Annotated in this window: 9 protein-coding genes and 1 tRNA gene; 1 reads left to right on the forward strand and 9 read right to left on the reverse strand. The window is 62.9% G+C overall.

The genetic code is table 11. The features are described 5' to 3' along the window. Positions 1–14: 14 nt before the first annotated feature. On the reverse strand, positions 15–1,457 hold the full coding sequence (gene hydA, locus ACWHXT_RS02055) for a dihydropyrimidinase (protein WP_447957045.1): 1,443 nt from the start codon (positions 1,455–1,457) through the stop codon (positions 15–17). 30 nt (positions 1,458–1,487) lie between these two features. Beyond that, positions 1,488–2,354, reverse strand: coding sequence for a nitrilase-related carbon-nitrogen hydrolase (locus ACWHXT_RS02060; RefSeq protein ID WP_447957046.1), 867 nt, complete (start codon positions 2,352–2,354; stop codon positions 1,488–1,490). Between the two features lie 558 nt (positions 2,355–2,912). On the opposite strand from ACWHXT_RS02060, the gene ACWHXT_RS02065 reads away from it, so the two are divergent. Further along, a complete protein-coding gene (locus tag ACWHXT_RS02065; protein WP_447957047.1) occupies positions 2,913–4,415 on the forward strand; it encodes an NCS1 family nucleobase:cation symporter-1 in 1,503 nt (500 codons plus the stop codon). A gap of 17 nt (positions 4,416–4,432) precedes the next feature. Here the strand turns inward: ACWHXT_RS02065 and ACWHXT_RS02070 are convergent. The 7 genes from ACWHXT_RS02070 to fdnG form a co-directional block, all read right to left on the reverse strand. Continuing rightward, a tRNA-Sec gene (locus tag ACWHXT_RS02070) sits at positions 4,433–4,530 on the reverse strand. 27 nt (positions 4,531–4,557) lie between these two features. Next, a complete protein-coding gene (selB, locus tag ACWHXT_RS02075; protein WP_447957048.1) occupies positions 4,558–6,474 on the reverse strand; it encodes a selenocysteine-specific translation elongation factor in 1,917 nt (638 codons plus the stop codon). Next, the gene (gene selA, locus ACWHXT_RS02080) at positions 6,471–7,907 is read right to left on the reverse strand and encodes an L-seryl-tRNA(Sec) selenium transferase (protein WP_447957049.1); all 1,437 of its coding nucleotides are present in this window, start codon (positions 7,905–7,907) and stop codon (positions 6,471–6,473) included. The genes selB and selA overlap by 4 nt, the downstream gene beginning before the upstream one ends. Before the next feature lie 54 nt (positions 7,908–7,961). Then, complete coding sequence (fdhE, locus tag ACWHXT_RS02085; protein ID WP_447957050.1) at positions 7,962–8,924, reverse strand: formate dehydrogenase accessory protein FdhE; 963 nt, start codon at positions 8,922–8,924, stop codon at positions 7,962–7,964. Between the two features lie 39 nt (positions 8,925–8,963). Then, positions 8,964–9,683: a formate dehydrogenase subunit gamma gene (locus ACWHXT_RS02090; protein ID WP_447895051.1), complete on the reverse strand. Its 720-nt coding sequence runs from the start codon at positions 9,681–9,683 to the stop codon at positions 8,964–8,966. A 2-nt stretch (positions 9,684–9,685) separates the two neighbouring features. Then, on the reverse strand, positions 9,686–10,639 hold the full coding sequence (gene fdxH / locus ACWHXT_RS02095) for a formate dehydrogenase subunit beta (protein ID WP_447527648.1): 954 nt from the start codon (positions 10,637–10,639) through the stop codon (positions 9,686–9,688). Then, positions 10,636–13,722 carry a formate dehydrogenase-N subunit alpha gene (gene fdnG, locus ACWHXT_RS02100; protein ID WP_447929111.1) on the reverse strand — a complete coding sequence of 1,029 codons (3,087 nt, stop codon included), beginning with the start codon at positions 13,720–13,722 and terminating at the stop codon, positions 10,636–10,638. Before fdnG ends, fdxH begins: the two co-directional genes overlap by 4 nt. Positions 13,723–13,754: the final 32 nt, after the last annotated feature.

Here is a 13,754-nt window from a genome sequence, read left to right on the forward strand (position 1 = left end):
TGTTATTAGCGTTATTAGCGGCTCACGGCCTTGGGGGTTTCACGCTCGGCGCGCTTTTTGAGCTGCTCGAAGACGCCGGGGTAGGCCGGGCGCTCGAGATAGCGCCCGGCGCCACGCTCGGCGTGAAGCTCCTCGGCGTTACGCCACACCCACTTGCCCTGGCTTACGGTATGGCGGGCGATACCGCGCACCGTCTTGCCCTCGAAGATGTTGAAATCGACGTTCTGGTGGTGGGTTTTGGCGGAGATCGTGCGGGTGCCGTTAGGGTCCCAGACGACGATATCGGCATCCGACCCTACCTGGATGGCGCCCTTGCGCGGGTAGAGATTGAAGATGTTGGCGGTATTGGTGGAGGTCACCGCGACGAACTCCTGGGGCGAGAGCTTGCCGGTGTTCACCCCTTCGTCCCACAGCACCGCCAAGCGGTCCTCGACCCCGGCGGTGCCGTTGGGGATCTTGGTGAAGTCCTCGCGGCCGTTGGCTTTCTGCTCTTCGCAGAAACAGCAGTGGTCGGTGGCGGTGGTTTGCAGGTTGCCGGACTGCAGGCCGTGCCAGAGGGCCTCCTGGTGGCCTTTCGGGCGAAAGGGCGGGCTCATTACGTGGGCCGCGGCGGTGGCCCAGTCCGGGTTCTGGTAGACGCTGTCGTCGATCATCAAATGCCCGGCCAGCGCCTCACCAAATGCCGCGTGGCCCTGGCGTCGGGCGTAGGCGATCTCGTCCACCGCGTCTTTGGTCGAAACGTGAACCAGATACACCGGCGCGCCCAGCGTACTGGCGATACGAATGGCGCGGCTGGCCGCCTCGCCCTCCACTTGCGGTGGGCGGGAAAGCGGGTGCGCCTCGGGCCCGGTCATGCCCTGGGCGAGCAGCTTCTGCTGCATGTGGTAGACCAGCTCGCCGTTTTCGGCGTGCACCGTGGGCACCGCGCCCAGCTCCAGGCAGCGCGAGAAGCTCTCCACCAAAATATCGTCGGTGGCCATGATCGCGCCCTTGTAAGCCATAAAGTGCTTGAAGCTGTTCACGCCGTGCTCGTGTACCAGCGTGCCCATCTCCTCCTTGACGCTTTCGTCCCACCAGGTGATCGCCACGTGAAAGGCGAAGTCGGTGGCGGCTTTCTCCGCCCAGCCCTGCCAGGTGTCGAACGCCTCCAAAAGCGACTGCCCAGGTTGGGGGATGACGAAGTCGATGATGGTGGTCGTGCCGCCAGCCATGGCCGCGGCGGTGCCAGTGTAGAAATCTTCGCTGGCCACCGCGCCCATGAAGGGCATCTGCATGTGGGTGTGCGGGTCGATGCCGCCGGGCATGACCAGCTGATCCGTGGCATCGATGACTTCGCAACCCTGGGGCGTATCCAGATCGACCCCGATCGCTTCGATCTTGCCATCCACACAGAGGACGTCGGCGCGGTAGGTGTCGGCATGGGTGACGACCGTGCCGCCCTTGATCAATAGGCTCATTGCGTTACTCCTGCTTATCCAGTCGCTTGATTACTCGCCGTCGGTCAGGCGCGTGTAGGTCTCGGGGCGGCGGTCGCGGAAGAACTGCCAGTTGTTGCGCGCCTCGCGCACCGCGTCCAGGTCGATCTCGTGAACGAGCAGCTCGTCCTCGGTGGCGCTGGCCTGAGCCTCGATCTTGCCGCGCGGGTTGACGATATAGCTCGAGCCGTAGAAGTCGCCGATGTTCCAGGGCGCCTCGGTACCCACCCGGTTGATGGCGGCGATGAAGCAGCCGTTGGCGGCGGCGGAGGCGGGCTGTTCGAGCTCCCACAGGTATTGGGAAAGCCCGGCGACCGTAGCGGAGGGGTTGAAGATGACCTCGGCGCCATTGAGCGCCAGCGCCCGCCAGCCTTCGGGGAAGTGGCGGTCGTAGCAGATATACACGCCGATCTTGCCAAAGGCGGTATCGAACACCGGCCAGTTGGACTTACCCGGCTTGAAGAAGTACTTCTCCCAGAAGCCGGCGATCTGGGGAATATGTGTTTTGTGGTATTTGCCCAGGTAGCTGCCGTCGGCGTCGAATACCGCGGCGGTGTTGTAGTAAACGCCGGTTTCGGTTTCTTCATAAACCGGTACGATGATCACCATGCGGTGCTCGGCGGCGAGTTTCTGCATCATCTGGCAGGTGGGGCCCTCGGGCACCTTTTCGGCGGCGGCGTACCACTTTTCGTCCTGGCTGGGGCAGAAGTACGGTTGGTTGAAGACCTCCTGAAAACAGAGCACCTGAACGCCCTGTTCGGCGGCCTGCTTGATCATCGGCAGGTGCGCCGCATTCATGGCCTCGCGAATCTCTGCCGGGTCGGATTCTGTGCTGGCTTTCAAGCCCATTTGGATCAAGCCGATTTTCATCTTTTGCATGCAAGAGCCCTCTCTTGTAGTCCACACCCCGCCCGAGTCGCCCAGGCGGCTAACGATTGAGTAGGTTATTGGCGTTAGTGGCGTGCTGTTTGGCCTTTTTTATCAAGGCACCGTTATTATTTTAAAAGTTGTCTATCAAGACAGCTTTTAGATTAGTTTGATGATGTGGACTATTTCAAGTGTTTTTAGAATAACGCGCAAGCTTATGATTAAGCTTGAGTTTAGTAGTTAAGTAACCAGTTTGGTGAATGCTTGCACTACTATATTTCTTTTTTAATTGTTTAATAATCAATTGGTTATTTAATTTTATGAAGTGTGTTGATTTTGGGTCGCGCTTTTATGGTGCTTTTATTTTTTTAAAGCTACTCTTTTTAAGGAGTGCCTTATAAGAAGGCGGTTGATAACAAAAACAATATGTGAAGAAGTGCTTTAACTGTCGATAAAGTCAGCTTTTTATCAATAGGTTATGTGCCGAGTTAATCGGTTAGGCATGCTTATTGCTGGAGTTTGAGTTGACTAGATAACGATAATAGACAGCGGCTCTTCAAGGAGAAAGTCATGACTGTGTCAACATCTCGGATGGTGGATCGCGAGGGATTGATCGAGCTTGAAGTCAACGATGACGTGCGCGATAGCCCGCGCTTCAATGAGGATATTGCCCCCACGACCGCCGCTGAGCGCACCTGGAGCAAATGGAACATCGCCGCTCTTTGGGTGGGGATGTCGATATGCGTGCCTACCTATACCCTGGGGGGTGTACTGACCGCCTACTTTGGCTTGAGCGTGGGGGAGGCGCTGTTTGCCATTTTGCTGGCCAACGTCATTTTGCTGCTGCCGCTAACGCTCAACGCGTTTCCAGGCACTAAATTCGGCATACCGTTTCCCATCGTGCTGCGCTCTTCCTTCGGTATTCTGGGCTCCAACGTGCCCTGCCTGGTGCGGGCGTTGGTCGGGTGTGGCTGGTTCGGTATTCAGACCATGTTCGGGGGGCTGGCCATTCACCTGCTGCTGTCGGCGCTGTTTCCCGCTTGGGCGGCACTTGGCGGGGTCGGCGAGGTGATCGGCTTTTTCGTATTCGGGGCGATGAATCTTTACGTGGTGATTCGCGGGGCGGAGTCGATCAAATGGATGGAGACGCTCGCCGCACCGTTGCTGCTGGTGGTGGGCATCGGGCTGATGGTGTGGGCGTGGCCGAACATGTCGATGACCGCGCTTTTGGCCCAGCCACCGTCGCGGCCGGAAGGCGCCTCGGTCTACGGCTACTTCTTTGCGGGCCTGACCGCCATGGTCGGCTTTTGGGCCACGCTTTCGCTGAACATTCCCGACTTTAGCCGTTTCGCCAAAAGCCAGAAGGATCAAATCGTCGGCCAGATCATCGGCCTGCCGCTGACCATGTTCTTCTTTGCCTCCCTTGGCGTGGTGATGACGGCGGCCTCCGAATCCCTGGTGGGGCAGACGGTGGCGGACCCGGTGCGCCTGATCGGTTTCATCGACAGCCCGTTCTGGGTGATTCTGGCGATGCTGTTGATCGTCGTGGCCACCATTTCGACCAACACCGCCTCCAACATCGTCTCGCCCACCAACGACTTTCAGAACATCGCGCCGAAATTGATCAATCAGACCCGCGGGGTGCTGTTGACCGGGCTCGTCGGGGTGCTATTGATGGGGTATGACCTGCTGCAAAAGGCGGGGGTGATCGCTCAGGGGGTGTCGCTCGAGCAGATGTACTCCAACTGGCTGCTGGGGTACTCGAGCCTGCTGGGGCCGATTGCCGGCATCATGGCGGTGGATTACTTTTTGATCAAAAAGCAGCAGTTGGATGTGCCGAGCTTGTATCAGGATGGGCGCGCTTACCCGGCGGTCAACATCGCAGGCTTTATCGCCTTCGGCGTGCCCGTCGCGCTGACATTGATGGCGCTTTTGACAGGTACGATGAGCTGGTTCTACGACTACGGCTGGTTTACCGGCTCGGCCCTTGGAGCGGTGGTTTACTACGTGGCCAGCACCGTGCTGGGCCATGAGCGCGCGGCGGGAGGCGTTGCGGCGGCGCAATCGCGCTGAGGGGCACGGCCAAAAAATGGCGGAGGAGGGTGAGAGTCGAACTCACCAGGGGCTGCATGGCAGCCCCTACACGGAGTTGAAGTCCGGTCGCCCCACCGGGGAACGATCCTCCTCCTCACACACCAGGAAAGCCTAACGGTTTTTAACGCCACATGCCAGGCTGGCGCAGCTTACGCTCGTCGCGCACGCGCCGGGTATAACCGACGCGGTCGAAGAATTCGAGCTGGGCGATGGCGAGCTTGCGACCGACGCCGGTACGGTCGCGGTAGCCGGCGGCGGTGATAGCGCCATGGTCGGCCTCGAGGGTCTCCACCTGTTCGGCCAGACGTTGCAAAGTGGCCAGCGGGTAGAAGTGATCCTTGCGGACCTCGAATAGCCGCCCCAAACGCGCATTGGCGCGCAGCACCTCGCGTACCCGGGGCTCATCGAGCTGCTGGGCATGGGCGATATCGCGCACACGAGGGGGATCGAAGGTCGCTTCCAGCAGGGGCAATAATGTCTGGGACTGTGCTTCGTCGGCCTCATCGAGGCGGGCGCGGTGCTCGGGTAGCGCGATGAAGGGGCCCTGGGCGCGAACCTGGTTTGCCTGAATCAGCGTGTCCAGCCAGCGGCGAAAGATGCCGTCCGGCCATTTGGAGGCGACCCAACGGCGCAGGCGGTCGCGCTCCACGCCGACTTCGGAGGGGGCATTCTCGTGGTACGCGGCCAGCGCCTGGCAAAGCGTCTGGCCGAGTGCTGCGAGGTTCGCCGGGTCGAACGCGCGGTGCTCTTCGCCGGCGCTGAGCAGCGTCAAACCCTGCTCGTTCGCTTGGCTTTCCAGCGCCTCGAGTGGGCGGTTGAAGGTGGCGGCCAGCGCGACAAGCGATACACCGTTGGCTTGCTGCTGCGCCAGGGTTTTCAGCGTGTCGGCGTAGCCTTCGAGGCGCTCCGGCGCGCCGCTTTCAATCGCCTGCTCCAGGGTTTTGAGGGTGCGCAGCCGTTCGGGGCGCCGCGCGCCGCGCCGGGGTGGCTGCGGGTCGAGCACGCGCCCGCCGCCCAGGGTGTGGTCGGCGCTTTGGGTGCGGATAACGAAGCGGTCGCCGCAGCAGGCGTGTTGCGGGGTGTCGAGGGTCAGCTGGCCCAGCGCCCGGCCGCCGGGGGCAAGGCTTTGGCCCTCCAGCAACCCCAAGCGCCCGGTCAGGTGGGCCGCCCCAATATGCACGTGAACCGGCGTCCAGTGAGGCGTGTCGCGCTCCAGCGAGTCGAGCAGGTTGACCGTGACATCGAGGCGCTGGCTGCCGGGAAGCGGCGCCGGTGCGTCCAGCAGCCAATCGCCCCGGGCGACGTTTTCGCGCTCGATGCCGGCCAGGTTGAGGGCGCAGCGGTCGCCGCGCTGGGCGCTTTGGGAGGGCCGGTTCTGGCGGCGCAGTCCGCGCACCCGCACCCGCTGGCCCTGGGGCAGCAGCCAGAGATGGCGGCCTTCTTCGATGGTGCCGTCCACTACCGTGCCGGTCACTACGAGCCCCGCGCCTTTTTTACTGAACACACGGTCGATGGCGTGGCGAAAGCGCCCCGGTGCCGGGCGCGCTTGCCAGCGTTCGGCCCGTTCACTCAGCCACTGGGATAGCGCCGCCACGCCTTCGCCGGTGCGCCCGGAGACACAAAAGACCGGTACGTCGCCGACGAGGGCCTGGGCTTGCTGGCGGCGAAGCGCGTGGGTCTCGGCGCTTGTCAGGTCGCTTTTGGTCAGTACCACGGCGGTAATCGAAATCGAGAGCAGTTGAAGAATGGCCAAATGCTCACGGGTTTGCGGCATGACGCCATCATCGCAGGCGATGATCAACAGCGCGCCGTCGACACCGGCCACGCCGGAAAGCATGTTGTGTATAAAGCGCTCGTGGCCGGGCACATCGATGAAGCCAAGCTCCGCCTTGCCGTCGGTCTCCGGGTAGACGAAGCCGGGCTCGATGGTCAGCCCGCGGCTTTTCTCTTCCTTGAGCGTGTCGGTGTCGACGCCGGTCAACTGCTGGATCAGCGTGGTCTTGCCGTGGTCGACGTGGCCGGCGGTTGCCAGAATCATGAAGCCGTCTCTTGGGTCAGCGCGGTGTGTAGCTGCTCGGCGAGCAGCGCTTCGTCGTCAGGGAAAAGGCAGCGTAAATCGAGCCATAGCGCGCCTTCCTTGATGCGCCCGATGATCGGCCTAAGCAGGCCGCGAAGCGCGCTTTCCAGCCGGCGCAGATCGCGCTCGCGGGTCTCGCGCCGCTTTGCGGTCGAGGCGATGACCAGCGCTTTGCTGGGTAGCCGATCCACCGGGAGCGAGCCGCTGCCCAGCTGGCTCATGCAGGACACCAGGGCGAGTTCGTATTCCCCCGGCGGCGTTGCGAGCGCCGCCATCAAGCGCTCGCCCGCCGCGTGAATATCCGATTCGGGGCGGGTGAGCATTCTAAGCGTGGGCAGCGTTTGATTCGGGTGTTCGTCGTCGCGGTAGTGTCTGAGCGTGGCCTCTAAAGCGGCCAGCACGAGTTTGTCCAGGCGCAGCGCGCGCTTGAGGGGATGGCGCTTGATGCGCTCGATACAGGCGCGGCTGCCCGCGATGATACCCGCCTGGGGGCCGCCCAAAAGCTTGTCGCCACTGAAGGTGACGACATCGGCGCCGGCGGTGATGGCATCCAGGGGCTGGGTCTCGTAGGGCAGGCCATACCGGGACAGGTCGGTCAACGCGCCGCTGCCCAGGTCCACCACCAGCGGTAGCCCGGCTGCGTGGGCGATCTCGGCCATGCCGGCTTCGTCGACTGACTGGGTAAAACCTTCGATGGCGTAGTTGGAGGCGTGCACCTTGACCAGAAGCCCGGTGTTTTCGTTGATGGCCTCGCGGTAATCGCGCGGATGCGTGCGGTTGGTGGTGCCGACTTCGCGAAGCTGGCAACCGGCGGCGGCCATGATATCCGGCATGCGAAAGGAGCCGCCGATCTCGATCAGCTCGCCGCGGGAGACGATTCCTTCTCGCCCAGCGCCCAAAGCGCCCAGGGTGAGCACCACCGCGGCGGCGTTGTTGTTGACCACCGTGGCGGCCTCGGCGCCGGTCAGCTCGCAAATCAGCGCCTCGATGAGATCATCCCGGTCGCCACGCCCGCCGGTGGCCAGGTCGTACTCCAGCGCCACCGGCGAGCGGGCAACGCTTGCCATGGCGTCGATGGCAGACTCCGAGAGCAGCGCACGGCCCAGGTTGGTGTGAATCACGGTGCCGGTCAGGTTGAACACGGCGCGGGCGTTGGGGCGGATAGCCTCCAGAAGCCTTGCCTGCACCTGGCGGGTAATCGCCTCGTCATCCAGCGGCTCATGAAGAGGGGCCTGGCGCAGCGCGCTTAACGTGTCGCGGGTCATGCGTTTACAAAGCGGCTTGCCGTACTGGGCAGCAAGCGCCAAAAGGTGCGGGTGGTTGAGCAGCCGGTCGACCGAGGGCAGCGTGCGGCGCCAGTCTTCGGTTGTTTGAGAGGGGGCGATATCCGTCATCAGGCTTGCATCCGTGTCGAGCGGTGTCCGGGAGTGATATCGCAGGCGCGGGGGCTAGCCGTCCTCGCCGCCAAAGGCGAGCAGCGGGTTGAAGCCGGCGCGGGCGTAGCCCTGCTCTTCCAGTAGTACGTCCAGGCCAAGCGTTGCGATATCGTCGGCAAAGGGGTCGGTGTCGGCTTCCCATTCGCGGTCCATTAACTTAACGCTTGCCCGGCAGGCCCCGCAACTCTCGGCGCGAATGGGCAGGGCACGCTTGCCGTCCGGCCCTTCAACACCAATATAGTCGAGCTTTTCGGTGTCGAAACAGTGGCTGCAGCGCGTCCGCTCCAGGTACCACTGGGTGGCGCAAAGCCCGCACACCAGATAGCGTACCCGCGAGCGGTGCCGACCCAGTTGCACAGTAGAGGCCACTGGCGGCGTACCGCAGCAGGGGCAAAGTCCCTGGGCTGCGTCCTTGGGGCGGTGGGGAAGCCGGGCAAGCGACTGCGCCAGCCGCGTCCAGGCCACCTGGAGCGCCGCGCCGACCAGCGGCGCCAGGCCGCGAAGCTCGGCGTCGACGCCTTGCTGCTCGACAATCGCCCGGGCAAGTTCGGCCACCTTGCGCTCACTGAGCCCCCCCAGCCTGGCGAGTAGCTCACGCTGGGCGGCGAACGTGGCGTTTTCGGCCTCGAGCGCCCGGTCGAGCTCTGCGATCAGGGCGTTTAGATCCGCCTGCCAATCCAGGGTAGTGATCAGTGCCGAGGGCGCGAGCGGCGGAAACTCGTGATCAAGCGCGACATCCCAGCTCTGTGAATCAAAGGACTCGGCCTTGCGATCCTTCAATACACGGTGCTGAGCGCGGGCCAGGTGGGCGTTGAAGGCGAGAAACGGCGCCATCTCATCGAAGCGCGTTTCGAGTTCGCTAAAGCGAGTGGCCCGCGTAGCGAAAAGGCGCGATTCCGGCAGCACCACCAATGGCGGCTCGCCGTGGCGCGGCGGCTTGGGGTCGTGCAGCGTATCGGAAATCCATTCGCTCATGCCTGCTCCTGTCACACGGGGCGCCGTTGGCGCCCCGTGTTAGTCCTGAGTGTTGAGTTGGTGCGGGTCGTCGGCCGCCGGAGTGGGCTCCCGGGATTGGCGTTCGCGCTCGCCTTTAACGTGCTCATCGTACCAGAGCGGGTGGTGGTGTTTGGCCCAGGCGTGGGTCACCCAGCCGCGAATCATGGCGCCGAACGAGCCCTTGATCCAGATCGCCGCGTAGATGTGCACCACGATCGTGACGATCGCCCCGAAGGCGGCCACCGCGTGCAAAAGGCTTGCGATACGCACCACCGTGACCGGAAAGTAGCCGGCAAACCAGGGGCGCCACATCAGCACACCGGTGATTAGAAGTGTCGGCACGCAGAGCACCAACAGCCAGAACACCAGTTTTTGGCCCGGGTTGTACTTACCGATCGGCGGGACTTTCTCATCGCGGTTGCTCAGCACATCATCGAGCTGCTTCATCCAGCGCACATCGTTTTTGATCGGCAGGTTGGAGCGAACGTGGCCCACGGCCATGAGGGCAAAGAGCAGAAAGAACACCACGCCGATGAACGGGTGCAGAATGCGCGCCCACACCGGCCCGCCCAGGGTGTGGGAGAGAAAGAAAAACGCCGGATGAAAGAACGCCAGCCCCGACAGCGCCAGCAAAATGAAGCTCAGCGCCATCGTCCAGTGGTTGACCCGGGTAGAGGGCGGGTAGCGCAGCATCATGCGCTGACCCAGCTGGTTACGCTTGTAAGAATCGCGTTTCATCGTCACTTCTCCTGCCGAGCATCGGCCTGCTCGGCGTCCGGCGCATCAGAGGGATGATCGCGCAGGTAGGCGTCTTCGCCTTCCGGGCCGAACACCTCTTCATCCAGCGGCTCGTCCTTCGGCCCCTTGGTGAGGTAGTGCATGAAGCCGGCAAACGCCGTGATGCCGATGATCGCGCTCATGATCGGCTTGGTCGGGCCTTTCCAGGCGCTGACGAAGGGCGAAATGCTCGGGTCATTAGGCAAGCCCGCGTAGATGTCCGGGGTGTCCGCGTGGTGCAGCACGTACATGACGTGGGTGCCGCCGACGCCGGCCGGGTCGTAAATGCCCGCCTCACTGAAGCCGCGGCCTTTCAGGTCGTCCACGCGCTGGGCGGCGCGGGTCAGCATGTCCGCCTTGGAGCCGAACTCGATACAGCCGGTTGGGCAGGTTTTCACGCAGGCGGGCTCCAGGCCCACCGAGACCCGATCCGAGCAGAGCGTGCATTTGTAGGATTTGCTGTCACGCTCGGAGATCCGCGGAATGTCGAAGGGGCAGCCGGTCACGCAGTAGCCGCAGCCGATACACTTGTCCGAGTCGAAATCGACGATACCGTTGGCGTACTGAACGATGGCCCCCGGCGCCGGGCAAGCGGTCAAACAGCCCGGGTCGGCGCAGTGCATGCAGCCGTCCTTGCGGATCAGCCACTCGAGATCGCCCTGGGCGTTCTCGAACTCGGTGAAGCGCATCACCGTCCAGGAGTCTTCGGTCAGGTCATTGGGATTGTTGTAGGTGCCGGTGTTGATACCGACCTCGTCGCGCACGTCGTTCCACTCCATGCAGGCGACTTGGCACGCCTTGCAACCGATACAGCGGCTGACATCGATCAGCTTGGCCACGGGTTCGACCTCGTGACGCCCCTGGGGGGGCGTCGTCGTCGTTGCCGAGCGGCGCAGGATATTTTGCGGATTGCTCATGCCCTGCCTCCTGTGGTGTCTTTTTCAACGTTGACCAGAAAGGATTTGAACTCCGGGGTCTGGGTATTGGCATCGCCTACGAAGGGCGTCAGCGTATTCGCCAAAAAGCCCTTCTTGGCGAGCCCCAAAAAGCCCCAGTGGATCGGAATACCGACTTGGTGCACGATGCGGTCTCCCACGGTAATCGCCTTGATCCGCTTGGTGACCACCGCCACGGCGCGAATATAGCCGCGTTTCGATGAAACCCGTACCCAGTCGCCTTCCACGATGCCGAGTTCGTTCCCCAGCGCCTCGCCGATCTCCACGAACTGCTCCGGCTGCACGATCGCGTTCAGATGCACGTGCTTGGTCCAGTAGTGGAAGTGCTCGGTCAGGCGGTACGTGGTCGCCGCGTAAGGGTAATCCTCCCAGGTCCCCATCATCGCCAGGTCCTCGTCGAAGACCCGGGCCGCCGGGTTGTAGCGCACCCGGTTGTTGCGCGGGAAGAGCAGGTTGCCCTCCGGCACCGGGCTCTCCAGCGGCTCGTAGTGGGTGGGGAAGGGGCCTTCCGCCATGCCCTGGCTTGCGAACAGCTTGCCCACGCCCTCCGGGTTCATGATGAAAGGCATCTGCCCGCGGGTAGGGGCGGAGTCGACCGGGAAGTCCGGCACGTCCGCACCGGTCCAGCGCCGCGTCACGTTATCCCACCACACCAGGGACTTGCGCTCGGACCAGGGGCTGCCATCGAGCTTGGCCGAGGCGCGGTTGTAAAGAATGCGCCGGTTGGCAGGCCAGGACCAGGCCCAGCCCAGGGTTTGGCCGATGCCGTAGGGGTCGGCGTTATCGCGGTTGGCCATCTGGTTACCGGCCTCGGTCCAGGAGCCCGCGAAAATCCAACAGCCGCAGGCCGTCGAGCCGTCGTCGCGCAGCTCGCCAAAGCCCGCGAGCTGCTCACCCATGGGACGCACCAGCCGCCCGTCGACGTACACATCGCTCAGCGCGCGGCCGTTGTATTCCCGGGCAAGCTCTTCCGGTGCGGGCTCCTCGGGCTTTTTGTAGTTCCAGGCAAGGCCCAGGATCGGATCCGGGAAGGCGCCGCCGTCGCGCTCGTAAAGCTCGCGCACCCGGGTGAACAGGGCCCCCAGAATATGGGTATCGGCGCGCGCCTCACCGGGGCCGTCCGCAGCGGGGTAGTGCCACTGCAGCCAGCGGGCGCTGTTGACTGTGGAACCCGCGTCCTCGGCGAACGACAGCGCCGGCAGGCGGAATACCTCGGTCTGGATCTCGCTTGGGTCGACGTCGTTGTACTCGCCGGCATTGCGCCAGAATTCGGCGGTTTCTGTGTTGAGCGGGTCGATCGAAACCAGATAGCGCAGTTTCGAAAGCGAGCGTGACACCTTCGCCTTGTTGGGAATCGCCGCCAGCGGGTTGAAGCCTTGACAGAAGTAGCCGTAGATCTCGCCTTTCGACATCCGGTTGAAGGTGTCGAGGATATCGTAGAGCGGCTTGTCGAGCTTGGGCAGCCAGTCGAAGCACCACTGGGTGTCCGCGCGGGCGTTGTCGCCGTACCAGGCCTTCATCAGGCTTACGAAGAACGCGTCGGCGTTTTGCCAGTAAGAGACCTGATTGGGCTGCAGCGGCGCCCGCCGCCGGGCCTCGAGGAAGGTGTCGAGGTCTTCCTCGTCGTCCGTCGGTGCGGCGATGTAGCCGGTCAGCTGGTTCGAGAGCAGGCCAAGGTCGGTCAGCCCCTGAATGTTGGAGTGACCGCGCAGCGCGTTCACGCCACCGCCGAGCTGGCCTATGTTGCCCAGCAGCAGTTGCACCATGCCCGCGGTACGAATGATCTGCGAACCCAGCGAGTGCTGAGTCCAGCCAAGCGCGTACAAAAGCGTGGTGGTGCGATCTGGCGTGGCGGTGCTCGCCAATGTCTCCCACACGCGCATGATCTTGTCCACGGGCGTGCCGCAGATCGAGGAGACCATTTCCGGCGTGTAGGCGTCGAAGTGCTCGCGCAGCAGCCGGTAGACGCAGCGCGGGTGCGTCAGCGTATCGTCTCTAAGCGCGAAACCGTCTTCATCGGTTTGATAGACCCAGTTCTCCTTATCGTAGGAGCGGGTCGCTTCGTCGTAGCTGTCGAACAGGCCTTCTTCGAAGCCAAAACCTTCGTCCACCAGCAGGGCGGCGTCGGTGTAGTTGAGCACGTAGTCGTGCTGAATCTGGTCGTTGTCGATCAGATAGCGAATCAAGCCCCCGAGAAAGGAGATATCCGTGCCGGTACGAATCGGCGCGTAGAAATCCGCCACTGAAGCCGTACGCGTAAAGCGCGGGTCCACCACCATCAGTTGGGCGTTATTGTGCTCTTTTGCTTCGGTGACCCAGCGAAAACCGACCGGATGCGCCTCAGCGGCGTTGCCACCCATGACCAGAATGACGTCAGCATTGCGAATATCGACCCAGTGGTTCGTCATCGCACCGCGACCAAATGTTGGGGCAAGACCTGCCACCGTTGGTCCGTGTCAAACGCGCGCCTGGTTGTCGAAAGCCAGCATGCCAAGGCTGGTTACAAACTTGTGGGTGAGATAGCCCGATTCATTGGAAGAGGCCGAGGCCGCCAGAAAGCCGGTGGTCGTCCAACGGTTGACCGTACGGCCCTCGTCGTCGGTGGCAACGAAGTTCTCGTCGCGATCGGCTTTTATGTGGCGGGCGATACGGTCGTTAGCTTCCTCCCAGGAGATGCGCTTCCACTCGTTGGTGCCGGGCTCGCGCACCTCGGGGTATTTCAGGCGCGAGGGGCTTTTCACGTAGTCGAGTAGGCCCGCGCCCTTGGGGCAAAGCGCGCCGCGGCTCACCGGATGGTCCGGGTCGCCCTCGATGTGGATGATCTGCTGGTGGGCATTTTTCGCCTCGTCGCCGCGGCTATAGATCAGCACCCCGCACCCCACGGAACAGTAGGTGCAGATATTGCGCGTCTCTTTCGTGTGCGTCAGCTTGAAAGGGCGAATAGAAGAGGCGGCGGCTTCCGGGGAGAACCCCATCATCGCCATACTGGAGGTGGCAAGCCCTGCCGCCCCCAGCTTGAAAAACCCGCGTCGGGTTACTTGAATCGTCATGGTCTCACCTCGTGCATCGATCGACA

It is taken from the genome of Vreelandella halophytica (assembly GCF_968193635.1).

Bases quoted from the DNA above. Each gene is read 5' to 3' on its own strand.
- hydA (WP_447957045.1), bottom strand. From the start codon at position 1,457: ATGAGCCTATTGATCAAGGGCGGCACGGTCGTCACCCATGCCGACACC.
- ACWHXT_RS02060 (WP_447957046.1), bottom strand. From the start codon at position 2,354: ATGCAAAAGATGAAAATCGGCTTGATCCAAATGGGCTTGAAAGCCAGC.
- ACWHXT_RS02065 (WP_447957047.1), top strand. From the start codon at position 2,913: ATGACTGTGTCAACATCTCGGATGGTGGATCGCGAGGGATTGATCGAG.
- selB (WP_447957048.1), bottom strand. From the start codon at position 6,474: ATGATTCTGGCAACCGCCGGCCACGTCGACCACGGCAAGACCACGCTG.
- selA (WP_447957049.1), bottom strand. From the start codon at position 7,907: ATGACGGATATCGCCCCCTCTCAAACAACCGAAGACTGGCGCCGCACG.
- fdhE (WP_447957050.1), bottom strand. From the start codon at position 8,924: ATGAGCGAATGGATTTCCGATACGCTGCACGACCCCAAGCCGCCGCGC.
- ACWHXT_RS02090 (WP_447895051.1), bottom strand. From the start codon at position 9,683: ATGAAACGCGATTCTTACAAGCGTAACCAGCTGGGTCAGCGCATGATG.
- fdxH (WP_447527648.1), bottom strand. From the start codon at position 10,639: ATGAGCAATCCGCAAAATATCCTGCGCCGCTCGGCAACGACGACGACG.